The organism is Lysinibacillus sp. NPDC093688 (genome assembly GCF_050280145.1).
Taxonomy (GTDB): Bacteria; Bacillota; Bacilli; order Bacillales_A; family Planococcaceae; genus Lysinibacillus; species Lysinibacillus xylanilyticus_B.
In genome coordinates this window covers 28,885-51,153 of record NZ_JBNNUX010000024.1, presented here as the reverse complement: position 1 = coordinate 51,153, position 22,269 = coordinate 28,885, and the positions used below count along the sequence as shown (strand labels likewise).

Below are 22,269 nucleotides of genomic sequence, written 5' to 3'. Positions count from 1 at the left end.
AAAACTCGCTTTCCTTTTTATTTGTAAGAAGTGCTCGATTTTTATGCAGTATACGCAAATTTTTAGCAAGTTATTCAAGAGGTGGTAATAATGGATTGGTTTAGTGAAAAGGTATTAAGTAACTTATGGGATAAGCTGATGTCAGAGAAGCTTTGGGAAACGATAATGACTGCTTCAATTAAGATAACGGTTATTTTGATCGCATCGTGGTTAGCTGTTCGATTAGGTAAAAAATTTATTAAAAAAGTGTTTTTAATGCGTATGCGTTCGCCTTTAGATCATTCAGAACGTCGCCAAACAACAATTTCAAGATTATTACAAAGTGTCATTTCCTATGCTGTTTATTTTTCAGCAATCATTGCTATTCTCTCTATATTAAACATTAAGATAGCAGGGTTACTGGCAGGAGCAGGGATTGTCGGTTTAGCCGTTGGTTTTGGTGCGCAGAGCTTAGTAAAGGACGTCATTACTGGATTCTTTATTATTTTTGAAGATCAATTTGGTGTTGGCGATTATATAAAAATCAATGCAGCTGAAGGAACTGTTATAGAGATAGGCTTACGTACGACAAAGATTAATGGTTCTACAGGGGAGCAGTTTATTATTCCGAATGGTTCGATTGGCGATGTTGTCAATTACTCTGTCAACAACTCTAAAATTTATATAGATTTACAAATGACGACGGATGCCAATTTTGAAAGAGCTGAATCTATTATTCAAAAGTATTTGAATACTTTACCTGAAATTCATAAGGAACTTGTAGCAGTACCTGCCTTTTTAGGTGTACAAAATGTTAAGGGTACAGAAGTAACGATTCGTATAGCCGCAGAAACATTACCACAGCAACAATATGGGGTGGCTCGTACTATTCGTCGTGATGTTACAAAACTCTTTGAAGAAAATAATATACCAATGGCTCATCCGAAAATGATGTTCTATGGTGTGAATGGAAATGAAGAGGGGAGAAGTGAGTAATATGGACGCAAAGAAATTTGGTTTAAATGATATTGTTGAAATGAAAAAGCAGCATCCATGTGGCACAAATAAGTGGAAGATTATTCGGATGGGGGCGGATGTACGCATTAAATGTGAAGGCTGTCAGCATAGCGTCATGATTCCACGCCGCGAGTTTGAGAAAAAAATGAAAAAGGTTTTAATTTCAGCTAGTGAAGACTAGTTTGATGTGTATTAGACTTTTTATGAGTGAATCAATATAATAGATAAGGTTATACAGTGATTCATCAGTGAGGACTTCTGTAACCTCACAGTATCCGTTAGTACGGGAAATAAGAACAAATTTGAACAGATCATAGAAAGGTTGTGTCCATTCATGGCATTAACAGCTGGAATCGTTGGTTTACCTAACGTCGGAAAATCAACATTATTTAACGCAATTACAAAAGCGGGCGCATTGGCTGCAAACTATCCATTCGCAACAATCGATCCGAACGTCGGTATTGTTGAAGTACCAGATGCACGTTTAGATAAATTAACAGAATTAGTAACACCTAAAAAAACAGTACCAACAGCATTTGAGTTCACAGATATTGCTGGGATCGTAAAAGGCGCTTCAAAGGGTGAAGGGTTAGGGAACAAATTCCTTGCTCATATTCGTGAAGTAGATGCAATTTGCCAAGTTGTACGTTGTTTTGTTGATGAAAATATTACGCACGTATCAGGTGGAGTAGATCCGATTGATGATATTGAGGTCATTAATTTAGAGCTTGCACTTGCCGATTTAGAATCTGTTGATAAGCGATTACAACGTGTCGGCAAAATGGCAAAACAAAAAGACAAAGAAGCAATGATTGAAGAACCAATCCTTGTAAAAGTTAAAGAACAATTAGAAAACGGGCGACCAGCACGTGCTGCAGAGCTTTCAGAAGACGAGCTAAAGGTTATTAAAGGACTTCATCTTTTAACAATTAAACCTATGCTTTATGTGGCAAACGTTTCAGAAGATGAAGTAGCTGACGCAGATAATAACGAATATGTGCAAAAGGTACGTGAGTATGCAGCTGCTGAAGGAGCTCAAGTTATCACAATTTGTGCAAAAATCGAGGAAGAAATTTCTGAGCTTGATGATGAAGAAAAAGCAATGTTCTTAGAAGAACTAGGCATTAAAGAATCTGGCTTGGACCAATTAATCCGTACGTCATATGATTTACTAGGGCTAGCAACTTATTTCACTGCTGGGGTACAAGAGGTACGTGCATGGACGTTCCGTAAAGGTATGAAGGCACCACAATGTGCTGGAGTCATTCATACAGACTTTGAACGTGGATTTATTCGTGCAGAAACAGTTGCTTTCGATGATTTAGTAGAAGCTGGTTCTCAACCTGCTGCTAAAGAAGCTGGTAAAGTACGTCTTGAAGGTAAAGAGTATGTTGTGCAAGACGGCGATATTATGTTATTCCGTTTTAATGTGTAAAATACGAACAGAGGCAATCTTTCAATTAGATTGCCTTTTTTGTCTATATACTTGTCTGAATTTTCAATCCGAAAAGGGAGGTTAGTATGAATATATTACAAATAAAAGAACGTGGTTTAGAAATTGAGGAGCTAGGTAGATTACCGGAAGATATAATAGAGCTTATTTATGAGCATCAATTGTTTAAGCTATTCACAACAAAAGAATTAGGCGGTAAGGATTTAGATCTACTAGAGGGCGTTAAAGTATTCCAGCAGATGTCTGCACTTGATGGCAACTTTGGCTGGCTTGTCACAATAGGGGCAGGGGGTAACGCATTTATTCCAACATTGAACAAAGAGGTTTGTGAAAAAATATTTTCACCAAGAAATGCAGTCATAGCAGGCAGTGGCTATCCTACGGGGATAGCGGTGAAAATAGATGGGGGCTATCGTCTAACGGGTCAATGGAAGTATTGTAGCGGAGCAGATTATGCTACAACTTTTACGATGAATTGCTTTGTCGAGGATGAAGGTAATAGAACAGATGAAATAATTAGTTGCTCAGTAAATCGTGATCAAGTAGAGATTCTTCATGATTGGCGAGCAATGGGACTAAAAGCGACAGCTAGTCATACGATCCGTGTGCAAAATGTTTGGGTGCCACAAGAGGAAACATTCCAATTGGGCATAATTAAAAACAAGTATGGAAGTGCGGTACATAGTTTTCCGTTTGGTGCATTTGCAGAAGCCTCATTTCTAAGTGTTTGTCTTGGGATAACAGAAAATTTCTTAGAAGAGGCGTCTATTTTAGTAAAGCAAAGAAAGCATGATCCAAGCCGTACTGAACGTTTAGGTGCAATACAATTTTTATTGATGCAGAAACAGAAGAACTTTAGACAGCTTGAAGAGAAATTTCACTCAAAGTTGAATGAATACTGGCAAAAACATAAAGAAGGTCATGAGTTGACCGAAGAAGAACTACACCTATTTTCACAAATGGGTAAAGACATTGCAGCGTCTTGTGTAGACATTGCCAATAGCTTAATACGTAGACTGGGTATGGATGCGATTATGGAGACATCTTCAATTAATCGTATTTGGAGAAATTTATATACAGCTGCACAGCATAGTTTTTTAACGCCATAACTTTGTGTTAAAAAATAGAATCTGCTTGGAGACAAGCAGATTCTATTTGTAACGTGACTCTCAGCAAAGTTATTTCTTTCCCTCGGGCAAATATACATAAAGCTTGGGTAAATGAGGATCATCCTGTATTAACGCATTTTTGGGGTATTTACGCAATTCTTTATACATGGAAAAATCACCGACTGCTCCAGCGATTAAAAAAGCACCTACTAATACTAAAATAGTACTGTTAAAGTAGAAACCAGCAATTGTCGGGAGAACACCAGTTGTCCAAAATGGAAGTAACAAAGCTTTTTTCATTGCATGATTCGGTAACGGTTGTTCAGTTGTTGCGTACGCTATGCCAAGCTCTAAATTCAGTCCATATTTTAACGATTTAAAGGGTACGCCTCCAAAGACCATAAAGCCAATTAAATGAAAGGCTTCATGTAAGACAATGAAAACAATATACAGAATAACGAAAAGGATAGATCCGATAATCATATTCCAAAATGAAAAATCAAAGTCTTTAAAGCAAATAGATTGAATAGCTACAAATAATATGACGAGACCACTTGTGACAACAATATTGTCCATCATTAGTTTTTTTATATCCAACTCTATTACGATAGGTTCTTTATCTGGTAGCATGAAGATCCTCCGTTCATTCATGAATTAAGTTCATTATATAGAAAGAATTGTTTAGTTGCGACTTGAAAGACATGTATCTATATGTTACAATTCATTGATGTGAGTAATAATTATTACTTGCTCCTTGCTCCCTGTGTACAGGAGAGCCTAAGTCCATAAGGAGGTGTAAACAGATGAGAAAATACGAATTAATGTACATCGTACGTCCGAACATTGAAGACGAAGCGAAGAAAGCTTTAGTTGAACGTTTCAACGAAGCCTTAACTTCTAACGGTGCAGAAGTCATCGAATCAAAAGAGTGGGGCAAACGCCGCTTAGCTTATGAAATTCAAGACTTCCGCGAAGGTTTCTACCAAATCGTGAAAGTAAACGCTACTTCAGAAGCAATTAACGAATACACACGTCTTGCTAACATTAGCGAAGATATCATTCGTCACATTGCTGTTCGCCAAGAAGCATAATCATTTATTTTTAACAAAATGCTGAAAAAGGAGGTTGCATTTCTGATGATTAACCGTGTCGTATTAGTTGGAAGACTAACAAAGGATCCTGAGCTACGCTATACGCCTAATGGTGTTGCGTCTACAAGATTTACAGTTGCTGTAAATCGAACATTCTCAAACCAACAAGGTGACCGCGAAGCTGATTTCATTAGCTGTGTTGCTTGGCGCAAACAGGCTGAAAACTTAGCGAACTTCATGCGAAAAGGAAGTTTAATTGGAGTGGAAGGCCGCATTCAAACAGGCAGTTATGAAGGACAAGATGGTAAGCGAGTATACACAACAGATGTAGTGGCAGATAGCGTACAGTTTTTAGAACCTCGTAATGGTAGCGGTGCTCCTGCATCTCCTCAATACGGTGGACAGACTTACGGTAATAACCAACCGTCATATGGCGGTGGTCAACCACAACAACAGTTTGGTGGTGCTATGCCAGGACAGGGTTCATTTGGCGGCGATGCTTATCAGCAAAATCAACCACCTGTGAATCAGCCGAATTATACACGTGTAGATGAGGATCCATTTGCTAATAGCAAAGGACCGATAGAAGTATCTGAGGATGATTTACCGTTCTAATACTTCTAAAATAAAAAATGATAAGGAGGAGACACACTATGGCACCACGTCGCGGAGGCCGCAAACGCCGTAAAGTTTGCTACTTCACTGCTAATAACATTACGAATATCGACTATAAAGATGTGGATTTATTAAAAAAATTCATCTCTGAACGCGGTAAAATTTTACCACGTCGCGTAACTGGCACTAGCGCTAAGTACCAACGTAAATTAACTTCAGCTATCAAAGTTTCTCGTATTATGGGATTACTTCCATTCGTAGCAGAAGACAAATAATATTTAAAATAAAGGCACAACAAGGTTTAATCGCTTTGATTGTGCTTTTTTTATTTGTGAAAATGGAGTTGCTAATCTTATAACCGCCAATATGGAAATTTTAGAAGGTGGAACTTGTGAATAATCACATAGGGTAGGGAAATTGAGAATGAATATCCTGATTCCGGTAATATTGTTTATTTTATAGCTCATTATCAAAAGATGAGGATGGTTAAAACGCATGTCATGTTGATTGGAGTGGAGACCGGGCGACTCCTTGGGGATCAGCAATAGAGGAACGATGGCTAAAAGCATCACATCCTGTGATAACGCCTTCGTGACCAACATCGTGTTGGCCCGAGACCCTGCAGCGAAGCGAAGCGGCTCATCGGACGCCCCCAGGAAAGCGACCGGTCGGAACGGAAATCAACTCCCACGCTATGGTGATGAGCTTAGTTTATCTCAGTAATTGCTCTATAAATTACCATTTGCTATTATGATAAGAATTTATTACACTCTTAATAGACATAAATAAAGAAAAGATGAAATTTTAGAGATTGAGAAACAATCGACTAAGTAACATTTTTTAAAACAAAACGGCTTATAATCATTTCGATTAAAAGCCTTTTTTCATGTATTAGTAACTGTCGTAAGTTGCTTTTTTTTATTGTTAGAGAAATTTTGAAATATATATATAGAAGAACATAATCAATGAATGAATTTGTTATGCTTTTTCGGTAAAAAATCTCCTATATAGCTATGTATTTTATGCTTTAGTCATTGGTTCTACAAAATTAATGACAAAGCATACAGTTGTTCTTAGCGTTTTTTGTTCAATAACCTGAAAAAATGGTACAATAAAGGTCAGTAAGTTTGACTAAAAAAAGGAAGGTTTTCAATGCCGAATAATCAAACAAAGGCGCTTGTACAAGGCTCAATGATGGTCGCAATCTTTACGATTCTAATGCTTATTTCTGCATATGTACCATTCATTTTTATAGTAGGTCTACTATTTGCCCCACTACCGATTGCTTGGTATAGCGCAAATTACAAGCGTTCTTCATCAATACTCGTAGTAGTAGTAGGATGTATTTTAACCACTTTAACGAGTGGCATAACTATGTTACCATTTGCTTTTATTTTGGCATTACTTGGTATGGTTATAGGAAGCGCAATAAATCAAAAGAAGAGCAAACTTTACCTATTCATGTCGTCTGGGGTTTCTGTTCTTCTGTCAATGGCAATTGCCTATGTAGCCTATGTTCAATTTGCTGGTATCAATATTATTAACATGAGCACAGATCTTTTACGCGAAAATTATGAGCAATCAAATGAACTTGCAAAAAATGTGACAGGTCAAGTAGTGTTTCAGCAAGAACAAATTGAGGCTATGTTAAAAACAATTGAGCTGACAATACCTGCAACAGTAACAATCTTTGCGTTTATGGCAGCATTTATTATCATAACGTTAAATTTACCTGTATTAAAACGTCTTGGTTTAGACGTACCAAAATTTGCACCATTCCAAAATATGCGTCTACCACGATCTATTTTATGGTATTACATGATTGTTTTATGCATTAATTTATTTATGCGTCCAGAATTTGGATCTACATTAGATATTATTGTTTTAAATGTTTCTTCTATCTTATGGATGTTATTAATCCTGCAGGGAATTTCCTTTATACATTACTTTATTTCTAAAAAGGAAATGCCCAATGTTGTCAAATGGATAGCAACTTTGTTAGCCTTACCGCTATCATCCATTATGATATTGCTAGGCATCGTAGATTTAGGTTTCGACTTACGTTCACTTGTGAAGGGGAAAACCAAAGAATAAGGGGCTGATGTAATGGGAACTTTTAGAAAACGACCAATCCGCTATCCGCTTTTTGTTCTTTCCATTTTTGGCATTGTGACGTTCGTACTTCTATGTATTTGGAGTATCGGGATAGGTATCGGTTATGGAGTAGGTTTTGTTCTATTAATGGCCTATACGTGGAAGGTAGAAAAGATTACCTTTGAAGAAACAGAAAAGCATATTGAATCCATCTCTTTCCGCATGAAAAAAGTTGGGGAAGAGGCATTGCTTGAAATGCCAATTGGGATTTTGCTTGTCAATGATCAATATGAAATAGAATGGTCGAATCCATATATGCAAGGTGTTTTAAATATGGAGAATTTAGTAGGTGAAGGAATCGTTAATATATCTGACGACATTTACGTGCTAATGAAGACCGAGGAGACAAACGAAGATACGATTACGCTCCGTGATCGTAAGTACCGCGTTTATTATAAAAAAGAAGAGAATTTACTATATTTCTTTGATATTACTGAGCAGATAGCTATTGAAAAACAATACTATGCTGATAGTACAGTTATTGCGATTTTATTTGTTGATAACTATGACGAAATTACACAAGCAATGGACGACCAACCACGTAGTATAACGAATACGATGGTGACATCAATTGTTAATGATTGGGCGGCTGAGCAAGGGATATTTGTGAAACGAATTTCATCCGATCGTTTTTTAGCTGTATTAAACGAATCCATTTTAATGGAGCTTGAAAAGAAAAAATTTGCTATTTTAGATACAATTCGAGAAAAAACAGCGCAAAAAAATACGTCATTAACATTAAGTATTGGCGTTGGTGCAGGATCATCTTCATTAATAGAGCTTGGTGAACTAGCACAATCAAGTTTAGATCTTGTTTTAGGTCGTGGTGGTGATCAGGTTGCCATCAAGCAACCTACAGGAAAGCTAAAATTTTATGGCGGGAAAACTAACCCGGTTGAGAAACGTACACGCGTTAGAGCTCGTGTTATTTCCCATGCACTACGCGATTTAATTCAGGATAGCGACCAAGTGTTTGTTATGGGACATAAAAATCCTGATATGGACTCTATTGGTGCCTCTGTTGGTGTACGTAAAATGGCACAAATGAACGATGTGAAGGGCTACGTAATCATAAATTTTGAAGAATTAAACGGAAGTGTAACACGTTTAATGAATGAAATTGAGAGTAAATCGGATTTCTATGAACATTTCCTAACACCAGAGGAAGCTGCGACAAAAATGACAGAAAAATCATTGCTCGTTATTGTCGATACTCATAAACCGAATTTAGTCATAGATTCGCACCTATTGAAGTTGGCTGAAAAAGTTGTGGTCATTGATCACCATCGTCGAAGTGAGGATTTTATAGAAAATCCAACGCTTGTTTATATGGAGCCGTACGCATCGTCCACAGCTGAGCTTGTGACAGAATTACTCGAGTATCAACCAAAACGTGCAAAGATTAATATGCTAGAAGCTACTGCATTGCTAGCGGGAATCATTGTCGATACGAAGAGTTTTACACTACGTACAGGAGCGCGTACGTTTGAAGCGGCTTCTTATTTACGGACAAATGGTGCCGATACAGTGCTAGTACAGCGATTATTAAAAGAAGGTGTCGATACGTATATTGAGCGTTCTAAAATAGTGCAGACTGTTAAGTTCGTGAAGCCAGGTATTGCTATTGCTGTAGGTGAGGAAGCGAAAGTATATGATTCTGTACTAATTGCGCAAACAGCTGACATTTTACTAACAATGAAGGATGTTAGTGCTTCTTTTGTCATTGCGCATCGTTCAGATGGCAAAGTCGGCATAAGTGCAAGATCACTTGGCGAGATAAACGTGCAGCTTATTATGGAGAAGCTAGGCGGCGGCGGGCATTTAACTAATGCTGCTTGCCAAGTAGAAGCAAATTCCATTGATGGAGTAAAAAAATATTTAGAAGAGGCCATAAATGAGGTACTCGAAGGGAGTTCTGAATCATGAAAGTAGTATTTTTAAAAGATGTTAAAGGAAAAGGGAAAAAAGGGGAAATAAAAAATGTAGCAGACGGCTATGCACAAAACTTCTTAATTAAAAATGGTTTTGCTGCTGAAGCAAATGCACAAGCATTAAGTCAATTAGAAGGCCAAAAGAATTTAGAAGCTAAAAATGCTGCTGCCGAATTGGCTGAAGCGGAAGCATTTAAAGAAAAATTAGAAGCTTTAACGGTAGAATTAAAAGCAAAATCAGGTGAAGGTGGTCGCCTATTTGGTTCAGTATCTTCAAAGCAAGTTGCCGATGCACTTCAAAAAAAGCATGGCATAAAAATTGATAAACGTAAAATGACTTTAAGTGATGGAATTCGTGCACTAGGCTTTACAAATGTACCTGTAAAACTACACCATGAAGTATCTGCTACATTAAAAGTTCATGTAACGGAAGAATAAGGGGCGACAATCCATGACCGAACCGATGATGGATCGCGTTCCACCGCATAACCGGGAAGCCGAGCAATCGGTTATCGGTGCGATTTTCCTCGATCCTCAATCGTTAATCACTGCATCTGAAATTTTACTAGCAGATGATTTTTATCATAATGCACATAAGCAAATTTTCGAAACGATGCTACGTTTAAGTGATCAAGGGAAAGCGATAGATGTTGTCACAGTTACTGAAGAATTATCAGCTAAAAAAGAAATTGAGGATGTTGGCGGGCTATCGTATTTACTAGAGCTCGCCAATGCTGTCCCTACGGCTGCTAACGTCGCACACTATGCGAAAATTGTCGAAGAAAAGGCTCTATTACGTCGTTTAATTCGTGTAGCTACTAAAATAGTAGAAGATGGCTATACTCGTGAAGATGAGGTAGAGGCATTACTTGGTGAAGCAGAGAAGAAAATGATGGAGGTAGCCAGTCGTAAAAATGCGGGTGACTTTAAGCATGTTAAAGACGTATTGGTGGAAACCTTTGATAACATCGAAAAGCTTCAATCTCAAAAAGGTGATGTTACAGGTATTCCGACAGGCTTCCGTGATTTAGACCATATAACAGCTGGCTTCCAGCGTAACGATTTGATTATTGTTGCTGCACGTCCATCTGTAGGGAAAACAGCCTTTGCATTGAATGTCGCACAAAGTGTTGCCGTTCAAGCACGGGAAAATGTTGCGATCTTCTCCTTAGAGATGGGTGCTGAGCAGCTAGTTATGCGTATGCTTTGTGCAGAGGGAAATATAGATGCGCAAGTTTTACGTACAGGTGCTTTAACAACGGAAGATTGGGGTAAACTAACTATGGCAATGGGGAGTTTATCGAATTCCGGAATTTTTATTGACGATACACCGGGTGTACGTATCAATGAAATTCGCGCAAAATGTCGACGTTTAGCACAAGAGCATGGCCTCGGTATGATTTTGATTGACTATTTACAACTTATTCAAGGTAGTGGTAAAGCAGGGGAGAACCGTCAGCAAGAGGTATCTGAGATTTCACGTTCTTTAAAACATTTAGCGCGTGAATTAAAGGTTCCAGTCATTGCATTATCACAGCTATCTCGTGGCGTTGAGCAACGTCAAGATAAGCGACCAATGATGAGTGACTTACGTGAATCGGGAAGTATTGAGCAAGATGCTGATATTGTTGCCTTCTTATATCGTGATGATTATTACGATAAGGAGTCCGAGAGTAAAAATATGATTGAGATTATTATTGCTAAACAGCGTAACGGTCCAACAGGTACAGTTACACTTGCTTTTAAAAAAGAATTCAATAAATTCATTAATGTGGATTGGTCGCAAATGCCGCCACCACCACCACGTGATTAACTATTTATTTGGCTCATCACCAATAGTTGGAGATGATATTTGTTAAAACGTATGCCATGTGCGCTATGTTGGCCAAATACTGATTGAAAAAGAGGAACATAACGTTTGCGATTACGCCAAAGCGGAATTAATCTGAATGTTAGATAATATTCATACCATTCTGTTATTAAACACGAACGTTGAATCATATTTTTTGATTTTATGTTCGTGTTTTTAAGTATTTTTGTTGACTAGGCGTTTCTATCATTGTTACAATAATTAACGGCTTAAAAATTGAGATACAAATCGTATCTAACGGAGGTGCTGACTATGACATCAGTTGTAGTTGTAGGAACACAGTGGGGAGACGAAGGAAAAGGTAAAATTACGGATTTCCTTTCACAAAAAGCCGATGCAATCGCTCGTTTTGCAGGCGGTGATAACGCAGGACATACTATTAAATTTGATGGTGAAACTTATAAGTTACACTTAATTCCATCAGGTATTTTCTATAAAGAAAAAGCTTCAGTAATCGGAAATGGTCTGGTTGTTAATCCAAAGTCATTAGTGACGGAGCTTAAAGGTTTACAAGAGCGTGGCATTGATACAGATAATTTACGAATTTCTAACCGTGCGCATGTTATTTTGCCATATCATATAAAGCAAGATATCGCTGATGAGGAAAGCCGTGGCGATAATAAAATTGGTACGACTTGTAAAGGGATTGGACCATGTTATCAGGATAAAGTAGCACGTATCGGTATCCGTATGGCTGATTTACTAGACAAGGATGTATTTGAAGAAAAACTACGTCAAAATTTAGCAATTAAGAATAAGTTATTTGAGAAATTTTACGAAGTTGAAGGCGTAACATTCGAAGAGATTTTTGAGGAATATTACAACTATGGACAAGAAATCGCAAAATATGTAACAGACACGTCTAAAATCTTAAATGATGTACTAGATGAAGGCGGCAAAGTGTTATTTGAAGGAGCACAAGGTATTTTACTTGATGTCGATCAAGGTACGTATCCATTTGTAACATCTTCAAATCCTGTTGCCGGCGGAGTAGCGATTGGTGCTGGTGTTGGCCCATCACGAGTTACAAATGTTATTGGTGTATCTAAAGCCTATACTTCTCGTGTTGGCGATGGACCGTTCCCTACTGAATTATTTGATGAAGTTGGTCAACAAATTCGTGAAGTTGGTCGTGAATACGGTACAACAACTGGCCGTCCACGTCGTGTAGGCTGGTTTGATACGGTAGTTGTGCGCCATTCACGCCGAGTAAGTGGTATTACGCATCTTGCACTTAATTCAATTGATGTTTTATCTGGTTTAGAAACAGTGAAAATTTGTACTGCGTATAAATATAAAGATGAAACAATTACTGAGTATCCAGCAAACCTTCATATTATTGAACAATGTGAACCAATTTATGAAGAGCTTCCAGGTTGGTCAGAAGATGTTACAGGCTGCAAAAAATTAGAAGAGCTACCTGAGAATGCACGACGCTATGTAGAACGCGTGAGTGAATTAACTGGTATTGAAATTGCTACTTTCTCTGTTGGTCCTGCACGTGAACAAACGAACGTTTTAGTGGACGTTTGGGAAGCAAAATAATTATAAATCAAAAAAGGACGTACCATATGCGGTACGTCCTTTTTTATACCTCTTTACTTACGCTGGTTTGAGATGAGATGCGAATTATTGTTCGTTAATGCAGGATATATTTTATATATTCAAAATTAAGTATGACTCTTCTGCAAAACGAGGAGTTGATTTCCGTTCCGACTGGGCGCTTTCCTGGGGGCGTCCGATGAGCCGCTTCGCTTCGCTGCAGGGTCTCATCTGTGACGCTAATCCCCGAGGAGTCGCCCAGTTTCCACTCCAATCAACCACATCACTTAGCGTGTCTCTTCTGTCATATTACTCATAGTAATAATATGAGAAAATATAGCGGCAGCAACATCTGCTTATTGCAAAGCGTTCACTTTCATAGATGTTTTTCAAACAACATTAAAAAGGGCGTACCATATGCGGTACGCCCTTGTCATTAGTGAATATCTTTCTTCTTGAAGCGACCACCCTTAACCTCTGCAATATTACCGATTGCTAGGAATGCATTATCATCAATTTCAGCGACGATTGATTTTAACTTCGATTCCTCTAATCGAGTAATGATGGTAAAAATAACTTTTTTATCGTTACCCGTATAAGCCCCCTCACCATGAAGGAAAGTTACACCTCGACCAAGTCGGTCCATAATGGTCTGTCCGATTTCATCAATTTCATCACTAATGATATATACAGATTTTGATTCCTCCATCCCTTGAATGACGATATCAATCATTTTATAGGCAATATAGTATGCCAGGATAGAGTACATGGCTTGTTCCCATGTGAACACAAATCCCGCTAACGTAAAGATGAGTAAATTGAAGAACATAATAATTTCACCAACGGAGAACGGTGTTTTTCTATTGAATAAAATAGCTAAAATCTCTGTCCCATCTAACGAACCACCATAACGAATGACGATGCCGACACCAATACCTAATATCATGCCCCCAAAAACTGTGGCCAATAGTGTATCTTGAGTAAATGGTTTTAGATTATGTAAGAAAAGTGTTGTTAATGAGAGTACGGTAATTCCAAGCCCTGATGAAAGTGCAAAAGTTTTACCAATCTGTTTATAGCCTAAAAAGATAAAAGGTAAGTTTAAAATGAAGATGAAGATACCAAGAGGTAAATTTAATAGATGGGAAGTGATAATGGAAACGCCTACGATTCCACCATCCATAATGTTGTTTGGTACTAAAAATAGCTCCAGCCCGAGTGCCATAATGACTGCACCTAATGACACCATAATGGTCCTCATTATAAGTTTACGAACAGTATTTTTGCTTTGGGGCTTTCTTACTTTAGGGGTTATTCCAGAGGTTTGTGAATCATTCAAATTAATCGCTCCAATCAACTAGTATATCTCTCTTCTATTTTATCGGAATATTAAAAAAGTAAAAAGTGGTAAGTCTTAAATCATACAAAAAATAAATGAAATACTACGTTTTTCTCAAATTTACTGAAAGAATGTAACTTCTTTCAGTAAATGTCTTTTGACCGAAAGCGAAGCGTATTGAGTGGACCCACACCAGATATCCTTTGAAAAGCCACGACTGGAGCGAAAATCCACACCTGAAATTATTTTTATTAATTGCTACAAAAATAGGAATTATGTAACAAGTAGTAGAGAAATAATACATTTACATTACAAAAAGATGAAAACAATCTAACTGTATTTTCTTTATGGTACAGTAAATTGGTGCAAAAAATCCTTGTGGGTAATTAATCCTACGGTAGGTTAAAGTTGGAAGGGGCTTTATTGATGAGTTCGTCTTGGTCAAGAAAAGGAAAAAATAGTAGATTCACTTACAATTTTTCTTCAATTAAAAAGATATCCATTATTACAGTGTTAATGACAAGTTTAACGGTTAATGTAGGTTTTGCAAAAGAAAATCATAATGAAGATTTGAATAAAATTTATCACGTTTACGTGGGAAATAAATATATAGGTGCGGTCTCTAATGAGAAAGCTATCGAAGAAATCATTGCGTCAAAGGAAAAAGAAGTAGGTCAAAACTACAAAGATTTATCTATCGATGCTAGTTCTTCTGTCAAAGTAATTCCAGAGAAAGTATTTAGTAATCAAACTAAAGATGTGGAGATTTTGGAGAAATTAGAGCAATCTTTAGTAGTTCAATCTTCATCACTTACATTATCTGTAAATGGCAAGCCTGTAGTTTCTTTAAAAGATGCAAAAGACTATGAAGATACTATTCGTATGCTAAAACTACAATATGTTTCACAGCAAGAGCTAAATAGTTTATATGTTAACCAGCAATCAACGAACGTTCCACCATTACAGACTGGTGAAGCGCGCCTTGTAGATGTTTCTTTTAAACAGGAAGTTTCAGGTACAACACAAAAAGTAGCACCAAATGCTATTGTAACGCCTACGGAAGCCGTGAAATATTTAATGACAGGCTCTCTTGAACAAGAAACATATAAAGTTCAATCAGGTGATGTTTTAGGATCGGTTGCCCAAAAACATGGATTAACAACAACTGAGCTAGCAGCGTTAAACCCAGGTATCACTGTTGATACAGTTTTACAGATTGGACAAGCATTAAACGTAACAGTCGCTAAACCATTTGTAACACTTGAGGTAAAACAGGAGAAGAAAGTTACTGATACTATTCCGTTTAAGAAAATAGTTGAAGAAGATCCGACGATGTATAAAGGTGAGAAAGTGATTAAACAACAAGGCGTTAATGGAAGAAAAGAAACATCTTATTTATTAACGTCTGAAAATGGGACTCGTATATCCAAAGTTGCGTTAGAAGAAGAAATTATACAACAACCAGTTGACGAAATTGAAGTAGTTGGTACGAAGGTAATTTCTTCACGTGGTACGGGTGAATTTACTTGGCCAACAGTGGGTGGCTATATTTCAAGTGGAATGGGTCAACGTTGGGGAGAGCTCCATCGTGGTATTGATATTGCTCGTCCGAATAATTATAATATTTTAGCTTCAGATAATGGTGTTGTTGTCGCTGCTGGTGTCTCAGGTAGCTACGGTAATCGTATCGTAATTGATCATCATAATGGTTATACAACGCTTTACGGACACCTTTCTTCAATTGAAGTGACAGTAGGACAAGTAGTAGAAAAAGGTTCTGTTATAGGTATTATGGGCTCTACTGGAAATTCAACAGGTACACATCTACACTTTGAAGTTGAAAAAAATGGTTCGTTAGAAAATCCACTAACATATGTAGGGCGTTAATCAGTTCGAATAGAAGACAGTCCAAAATAGGGCTGTCTTTTTGTATACGTTGTATATAAATCTATGTTATTTCCCAAGAAATATTTGTCGAAAAATAGTTCGATACAATATCGTTTAATGTCTTAGGATTTAGAATAATGCATAGAAGCTAAAAGCATGGTAGAGTTAGAGTAGTGACTTTAACTTCTTTCAGCAAAATTCCCCCACTGGTGAGTTGAATGCCAGTTGAAGTTATTTTTCAGCGGGTGCCTGCTGAAATAGAAGAACTTAGGCTAAGAACTTCACATCCTGTGAAAACGCCTGAGTGACCAACATCGTGCTGTTGTTGCTGACGCTTCGCTTTCGCACAGTTAAAACCGTGTTGCTGACGCTTCGCTTTCGCACAGTTAAAACCGTGTTGCTGGCGCTACGCTTTCGCACAAAAGACATTTGTTGGCCTAAAGCCTCCGGAGGATGTCACGGATTCCGAAAGGAGTGCTTATAGGATGTTAGCCTAAAATCATCGCATTCATGTGATAACGGCTAACTGACCTGCATCGGTAAAAACGCCACGTCCTGTGGCATTACCGAAATGACCGACATCGTGTCGGCCTTCATGCAGGCCTAACCACAAAGCCGAATCATAATTGATAAAATACAAATCGTTTAAGAATAGATAAAAAGCGAAAGGGAGAGAAAAATATGGAAAAAACCATTTTAGTTGTTGACGATGAAAAACCAATCGCAGATATTTTACAGTTTAATTTAATAAAAGAAGGTTACAAAGTTATTTGTGCTTATGATGGAGATGAAGCCCTAGAGAAAGTTGAGGAAGAGCAACCGGATTTAATGCTTTTAGATATAATGTTACCTAAGCGTGATGGAATGGAAGTTTGTAGAGAAATACGAAAAAAATATGATTTCCCTATCATTATGCTAACGGCAAAAGGCTCTGAGATTGATAAAGTATTAGGCTTAGAAATGGGCGCAGATGATTATGTGACGAAGCCATTTAGTACACGAGAGCTTATTGCGCGTGTAAAGGCAAATATGCGTCGCTTACAGGTAGTAGCCCCTACTGCTGAAGAGGTCGAGGAAGAATCCAATGAAATTGTAGTAGGCTCTCTTGTTATTCAGCCAGACGCTTACTTAGTATTGAAACGTGATGAAGCAATTGAACTAACGCATAGGGAGTTTGAATTGTTACATTATTTAGGTAAGCATATCGGTCAAGTAATGACGCGTGAACATTTACTGCAAACTGTGTGGGGCTATGACTATTTCGGCGATGTACGAACAGTTGATGTAACAATTCGTCGTTTGCGGGAAAAAATAGAGGACAATCCTAGTCATCCGGCTTGGATTGTTACACGCCGTGGTGTAGGTTATTATTTACGAAATCCTGAACAGGAGTAAAAAGGAATGCAGAAAGTAAGCTTCTTTAAATCAATTCATGTCAAGCTAGTACTAATTTACATTTTACTCATCCTACTTGCATTGCAAATAATAGGAATCTATTTTGCGCAAGAATTAGAGAAAAATTTAAAAAGCAACTTCCGAGAATCCATTTTTCAACGTGTCGATTTGATGGAATATAGCATTCGTGAAGAAATGTTAAAAGAACGCGATGAAAGTAGTATGCCGTCTCTTGAAGAGAGCTTGAAAACGATAGTTATGGAGTTTTCCACGGGGTTGAGGGAAGTTTCTAATAGCGATATTTTAGAAATCCGTGTTATCGATAATAGACAACGTATTCGCGCCACATCTGAGGTAGACAATCAAAGTTTGATTGGACAGCGCTCGAATAATGATCTCGTGCGCCGTGCAATCTCTGCAGAAACTTTATTTGAAAACATTAAACTTGATAATAAAACAAGAAATCGAGTGTGGGTGTTAGCTTCTCCAATTCGAGAGGGTGCAGGTCCTGATGATGAAATCGTAGGGGTACTCTACATTGAAGCTAATATTGAATCTGTTTTTAAACAAGTGAATGACATTAACGGTATTTTCCTTGGGGGTACGGCAGTATCCTTGGTGATTACTATCTTTTTAGGAATTTTAGTGGCACGAACAATTACACAGCCAATTGTAGATATGCGTAAGCAGGCACAGGCGATGGCAAAGGGTAACTATTCTAGAAAAGTGCGGGTTTATGGTACAGATGAGATAGGACAGCTTGCGATCACCTTTAATCATTTAACGAATCGCTTGCAGGAGGCGCAATCTACTACAGAGGCAGAGCGGCGAAAGCTCGATTCGGTCCTTAGTAATATGACTGATGGTGTTATTGCGACAGATCGAAAAGGGCGCATCATTCTTATTAATGATCCTGCGCTAGAACTGCTGCATATTTCAAGAGATATTACATTAGGTCGTCCGATTGCATCTGTTTTAGGTATTGACCAAGAGTATAGTTTTGAGGATTTAATTCATATGAATGATGCGGTGAATCTAAATTTCAGTACAGCAGACGCACCGTATATTTTACGTGCGAATTTCTCGGTTATTCAAAAAGAAACAGGCTTTATTAATGGGCTCATTACCGTACTGCATGATATTACAGAGCAGGAAAAAATAGAGATGGATCGTAGAGAATTTGTATCGAATGTGTCACATGAATTACGGACACCATTAACGACGATGCGTAGTTATTTAGAGGCGTTAGCAGATGGTGCATGGAAAGATGAAAATATTGCTCCAACATTTTTGAATGTCACACAAACAGAGACAGAGCGTATGATCCGTTTAGTGAATGACTTATTGCAGTTATCACGAATGGATAGTTCAGATTATGAATTGAATAAAGACATTGTTCTATTCAACTCATTCTTTAACCGTATTATCGATCGTTTTGAAATGTCTAAGTCAGACAAAGTAAGATTTGAACGTTTATTACCAGAGGCATCTTATTATGTAGAGATTGATACCGATAAGGTGACACAGGTTATTGATAATATCATTTCCAATGCTATTAAGTATTCACCAGATGGAGGTAATATTCGTTTTGGTTTTACAGTGCAAGGAGATATTCTGAAGGTTATGATTTCTGATGATGGTATGGGAATTCCTAAGGAAAATGTAGGACGTATTTTTGACCGTTTCTATCGAGTAGATCGAGCTCGAGCTCGTTCTATGGGAGGAACTGGTCTAGGGCTAGCTATTGCCAGGGAAATGATTGAAGCTCATGACGGTAAAATATGGGCTGAAAGTGAGGAAGGACATGGAACAACAGTGTTCTTCACATTACCACTTAATTTAGATGATTTTGACGAGGCAGGTGAGTGGGAATGAAATATATAGAACCAGTTAAATCAGTTGTATTATTTCTACTCGTTGTGCTAAGTGTGGTTTTAACTTTTATAATTTGGACATACACGCCAGATTATAAATATATTGAACAGACTGAGGGCAAAGAAATCCTGATTGGACCACAAAAAAAAGTGGCGGATGTTATTCGTCCATATAAAGCTATTTACCGTTTTGATAAGGAATTTACCGGAACAGTTTCTAATAGTGTCATGGAAGATATTATGCAAACATTTGAGGGATGGAATGTTCTAGATTTAATGCCTGTAAACAATAATCTTACGGCCGACTCTGTAAACGAGATGATTCGTACTAATAATTGTATGACTGTCTTTTTTACAGGTGAGATTCCTTACTCTGCCTTTAACACAATTTTTCAGTTCGCCGATAAGGAGCTACCTGAAACAACCTTTAATCGTATGATTATAGATTGGAGTACTTATAGTAACAAAGATTTACAGGTGTTTTTCATTAGTGGCAATAATGAATCATTGATGCGTTCGCATGTAAGCTTAGAAAATGCTAATCAGTTTGTACGAAATATTATTGAGCCAGCGAAAACATATGGCACTTTTACAGAGGTTGAGCGAGATGGCTTTACCTCACTATATATTGCAAACGATAAAGTTGAAGCAGCAAAGTATACGTATTTTATTGAAGAGAAACCTGAATTATTTAAAAATGTATTATTTACGAATCTAAAAAATGTCCGGCGAACTGATGAAAGTACAACTACTGAAAAATATCATGATGGAATGTCACGGATGGTGCTTGATTCAAAATTGAAATCATTGACTTATGTCTATCCAGCTGCAGAAAGTAGTATAAGAATAGAACCTTCCAAGCTCTTGAAGGATAGTTTTGAATTTATCAATGAACACGGAGGCTTTACAGATGATTATCGCTATGTATCAACAAGTACAAGCAATAACCAATTAGATTATCAGTTATATTTACATGGATTACCGATTTATAGTGATCATGCTATAAATCGAATTACAACCGTTTGGGGAGATAATCGTATTTTCCGCTACAAACGTCCATACTTTTCTTTTGAGAAAGATATTACATCCGAGAGAGAGATGAAAGAACTTCCGTCAGGAACGGAAATCGTTGAAAAAATTAAAAAGCTAGATAACATTGCATTATCAGATATAGATGACATTGTTGTGGGTTTCAATTTGACTCAAGATCAAAGAACAATAGTGACATTAGAGCCGTGCTGGTTTGTCATTCGTAATGGTGTATCCACGAATCTGACGCCTGAAGTAGTAGGGGGTGTCAAAAATGGATTGGAATAGAACAAAATCTATTTTTATAGTCGTTTTTTTAATCTTAAATATCTTCTTGTATTGGTTGTATTTAAATCGCTATAATGAAGCGCAGAGCGTAGAAATACTAGGTGAAAAAACAATAGAAGCCCGTTTAAAAGATGATAATATTACGTATGGACCACTGCCTAATAGTAACGAGTCTGCTACTTACATTACAGGCGAAGTGCATATTTTTAAAAATACTGCTCCTGATGATAATCAGAAAGTGAGTTTCACTGATGAAACACATACACAAATAAGTGCTAATTTTATCAATCCTGTGAAATTACGAAATATTAATGATGATACAAGCTTTATCGATTTTGTCCACACAAACGTTAAAAGTGGAGATTCTTATGCATTATGGGAGGTAGACCGTGAGGAACGGGTCGCAGTCTTCTTCCAGAAGAAAAATAATCGAATGTTCTATTACAATGATAGTGCTGTATTAAAAGTACACTGGAATATGGATAACGAAGTGATAAAGTATGAGCAGACAATGATTGACAATTTTGAAGAGATGGAGCAACAGGAAACTGTTATTCCACCACTTCAAATTTTCCAAACACTGTATAATAAAACGCTATTAAAGCCAGATTCGAGTATTACGCAAGTGAAGTTAGGTTACTCGACATTTAGTAAATTATATAAAACGCAAGTGTTGATACCAACATGGGAAGTACAAGTGGAATTATCGGACGGAGAAATAGAAGAGTACTTCGTTGATGCTATTGATGGGAAAATTATTGAAATTCAAGGAGACAAGCAACAAGGTGAAGAGGAAGACTGGGGAGTTGAATGATGCGATTTAGTGTTTTAGCCAGTGGCAGCACAGGAAATTCGATTTATGTAGAGAATGATGATCATGCATTTATTGTCGATGCTGGTCTAAGTGGCAAAAAGATGGAGCAACTATTTACAAAAATCGACCGTAATATGAAACAGCTAAGTGGCATTTTCGTTACGCATGAGCATAGTGATCATATTAAAGGGATAGGTGTATTGGCACGGAAATATAATGTACCTATTTATGCAAACAACAAAACATGGCAGGCGATGGACGGGCTAGTTGGTGATATACCTCTAGAGCAACGTTTTGAATTTGACATGGATACTGTAAAGCATTTTGGTTCATTAGCTGTTGAATCCTTTGCTGTATCACATGATGCAGCAGATCCAATGTTCTATAGTTTTCATGAAAACGGGCGTAAGCTTGTTGTTATTACGGATACAGGCTATGTTAGCGACCGTATGAAGGGTATCATTCGAGGTGCTGATTCCTTTGTATTTGAAAGTAACCACGATGTGAATATGCTGCAAATGGGGCGCTATCCATGGTCTATCAAACGTCGTATTTTAAGTGATGTAGGGCACGTTTCAAATGAGGATGCAGCTATAGCAATGAGCGAAGTAGTATTTGAAAAACCAACAAATATTTATTTATCACATTTAAGTATGGATAATAACATGAAAGAGCTTGCGCGCATGAGTGTCACACAAACTTTGCAATCTTGCGGCATTATTGCCGGAGAGTATTTAAATTTATTTGATACAGATGCAGAAGAGCCGACAAAATTAGTAACTGTTTAACTTCTTTCAGCAAATGTTTTTTGTAACGTAAGTGAAACGGCAGTTACAAGTGGTTTTGGCTAAACGTGAGTTAATAATATATTCTAATGAGGCT

General features: G+C 37.4%; 20 protein-coding genes. 18 read left to right on the top strand and 2 right to left on the bottom strand.

Annotated features, from left to right (window positions below):
- Positions 1 to 90: 90 nt before the first annotated feature.
- The 4 genes from ACQKN2_RS17570 (at position 91) to ACQKN2_RS17555 (ending at position 3,558) form a co-directional block, all read left to right on the top strand.
- Positions 91 to 975, top strand: a complete 885-nt coding sequence (locus ACQKN2_RS17570; protein ID WP_427416086.1) for a mechanosensitive ion channel family protein — start codon at positions 91 to 93, stop codon at positions 973 to 975.
- A gap of 1 nt (position 976) precedes the next feature.
- The gene (locus ACQKN2_RS17565) at positions 977 to 1,177 is read left to right on the top strand and encodes a DUF951 domain-containing protein (protein WP_079563365.1); all 201 of its coding nucleotides are present in this window, start codon (positions 977 to 979) and stop codon (positions 1,175 to 1,177) included.
- Positions 1,178 to 1,330: 153 nt separating this feature from the next.
- Positions 1,331 to 2,431: a redox-regulated ATPase YchF gene (gene ychF, locus ACQKN2_RS17560; RefSeq protein ID WP_068985809.1), complete on the top strand. Its 1,101-nt coding sequence runs from the start codon at positions 1,331 to 1,333 to the stop codon at positions 2,429 to 2,431.
- Positions 2,432 to 2,517: 86 nt separating this feature from the next.
- The gene (locus tag ACQKN2_RS17555; protein ID WP_427416085.1) at positions 2,518 to 3,558 is read left to right on the top strand and encodes an acyl-CoA dehydrogenase; all 1,041 of its coding nucleotides are present in this window, start codon (positions 2,518 to 2,520) and stop codon (positions 3,556 to 3,558) included.
- A 69-nt stretch (positions 3,559 to 3,627) separates the two neighbouring features.
- Here the strand turns inward: ACQKN2_RS17555 and ACQKN2_RS17550 are convergent, their stop codons facing one another.
- Positions 3,628 to 4,188, bottom strand: coding sequence for a DUF3267 domain-containing protein (locus ACQKN2_RS17550; protein ID WP_427416084.1), 561 nt, complete (start codon positions 4,186 to 4,188; stop codon positions 3,628 to 3,630).
- Between the two features lie 173 nt (positions 4,189 to 4,361).
- Between ACQKN2_RS17550 and rpsF the strand changes: the two genes are divergently transcribed.
- From rpsF to ACQKN2_RS17510, 8 genes are all read left to right on the top strand, one after another.
- Positions 4,362 to 4,649, top strand: a complete 288-nt coding sequence (gene rpsF, locus ACQKN2_RS17545; protein WP_427416083.1) for a 30S ribosomal protein S6 — start codon at positions 4,362 to 4,364, stop codon at positions 4,647 to 4,649.
- Positions 4,650 to 4,694: 45 nt separating this feature from the next.
- On the top strand, positions 4,695 to 5,264 hold the full coding sequence (gene ssb, locus ACQKN2_RS17540; protein ID WP_323648417.1) for a single-stranded DNA-binding protein: 570 nt from the start codon (positions 4,695 to 4,697) through the stop codon (positions 5,262 to 5,264).
- A gap of 38 nt (positions 5,265 to 5,302) precedes the next feature.
- Positions 5,303 to 5,539: a 30S ribosomal protein S18 gene (gene rpsR / locus ACQKN2_RS17535; RefSeq protein WP_049662616.1), complete on the top strand. Its 237-nt coding sequence runs from the start codon at positions 5,303 to 5,305 to the stop codon at positions 5,537 to 5,539.
- An 877-nt stretch (positions 5,540 to 6,416) separates the two neighbouring features.
- Positions 6,417 to 7,358 (top strand): YybS family protein, encoded by a 942-nt coding sequence (locus ACQKN2_RS17530; protein WP_427416082.1) that lies wholly within the window; start codon positions 6,417 to 6,419, stop codon positions 7,356 to 7,358.
- A 12-nt stretch (positions 7,359 to 7,370) separates the two neighbouring features.
- Positions 7,371 to 9,344, top strand: coding sequence for a DHH family phosphoesterase (locus tag ACQKN2_RS17525; RefSeq protein WP_427416081.1), 1,974 nt, complete (start codon positions 7,371 to 7,373; stop codon positions 9,342 to 9,344).
- Complete coding sequence (gene rplI / locus ACQKN2_RS17520) at positions 9,341 to 9,787, top strand: 50S ribosomal protein L9 (protein ID WP_427416080.1); 447 nt, start codon at positions 9,341 to 9,343, stop codon at positions 9,785 to 9,787. The genes ACQKN2_RS17525 and rplI overlap by 4 nt, the downstream gene beginning before the upstream one ends.
- 13 nt (positions 9,788 to 9,800) lie before the next feature.
- On the top strand, positions 9,801 to 11,162 hold the full coding sequence (gene dnaB, locus ACQKN2_RS17515) for a replicative DNA helicase (protein ID WP_427416079.1): 1,362 nt from the start codon (positions 9,801 to 9,803) through the stop codon (positions 11,160 to 11,162).
- A gap of 309 nt (positions 11,163 to 11,471) precedes the next feature.
- A complete protein-coding gene (locus ACQKN2_RS17510; protein WP_427416078.1) occupies positions 11,472 to 12,764 on the top strand; it encodes an adenylosuccinate synthase in 1,293 nt (430 codons plus the stop codon).
- Positions 12,765 to 13,197: 433 nt separating this feature from the next.
- On the opposite strand, the gene ACQKN2_RS17505 is transcribed toward ACQKN2_RS17510, so the two are convergent.
- Positions 13,198 to 14,010, bottom strand: a complete 813-nt coding sequence (locus tag ACQKN2_RS17505; protein ID WP_427416077.1) for a YitT family protein — start codon at positions 14,008 to 14,010, stop codon at positions 13,198 to 13,200.
- A 516-nt stretch (positions 14,011 to 14,526) separates the two neighbouring features.
- On the opposite strand from ACQKN2_RS17505, the gene ACQKN2_RS17500 reads away from it, so the two are divergent.
- The 6 genes from ACQKN2_RS17500 to ACQKN2_RS17475 all read left to right on the top strand — a co-directional run bounded on the left by ACQKN2_RS17500 (position 14,527) and on the right by ACQKN2_RS17475 (position 22,175).
- The gene (locus ACQKN2_RS17500) at positions 14,527 to 15,987 is read left to right on the top strand and encodes a peptidoglycan DD-metalloendopeptidase family protein (RefSeq protein ID WP_427416076.1); all 1,461 of its coding nucleotides are present in this window, start codon (positions 14,527 to 14,529) and stop codon (positions 15,985 to 15,987) included.
- A 681-nt stretch (positions 15,988 to 16,668) separates the two neighbouring features.
- A complete protein-coding gene (gene yycF / locus ACQKN2_RS17495; RefSeq protein ID WP_427416075.1) occupies positions 16,669 to 17,382 on the top strand; it encodes a response regulator YycF in 714 nt (237 codons plus the stop codon).
- A 6-nt stretch (positions 17,383 to 17,388) separates the two neighbouring features.
- Positions 17,389 to 19,257, top strand: a complete 1,869-nt coding sequence (gene walK / locus ACQKN2_RS17490; protein ID WP_323648428.1) for a cell wall metabolism sensor histidine kinase WalK — start codon at positions 17,389 to 17,391, stop codon at positions 19,255 to 19,257.
- Positions 19,254 to 20,573, top strand: a complete 1,320-nt coding sequence (locus ACQKN2_RS17485; protein WP_427416074.1) for a YycH family regulatory protein — start codon at positions 19,254 to 19,256, stop codon at positions 20,571 to 20,573. Before walK ends, ACQKN2_RS17485 begins: the two co-directional genes overlap by 4 nt.
- Positions 20,560 to 21,387 (top strand): two-component system regulatory protein YycI, encoded by an 828-nt coding sequence (locus tag ACQKN2_RS17480; RefSeq protein WP_427416073.1) that lies wholly within the window; start codon positions 20,560 to 20,562, stop codon positions 21,385 to 21,387. Before ACQKN2_RS17485 ends, ACQKN2_RS17480 begins: the two co-directional genes overlap by 14 nt.
- Complete coding sequence (locus ACQKN2_RS17475; RefSeq protein WP_427416103.1) at positions 21,387 to 22,175, top strand: MBL fold metallo-hydrolase; 789 nt, start codon at positions 21,387 to 21,389, stop codon at positions 22,173 to 22,175. Before ACQKN2_RS17480 ends, ACQKN2_RS17475 begins: the two co-directional genes overlap by 1 nt.
- Positions 22,176 to 22,269 lie beyond the last annotated feature (94 nt).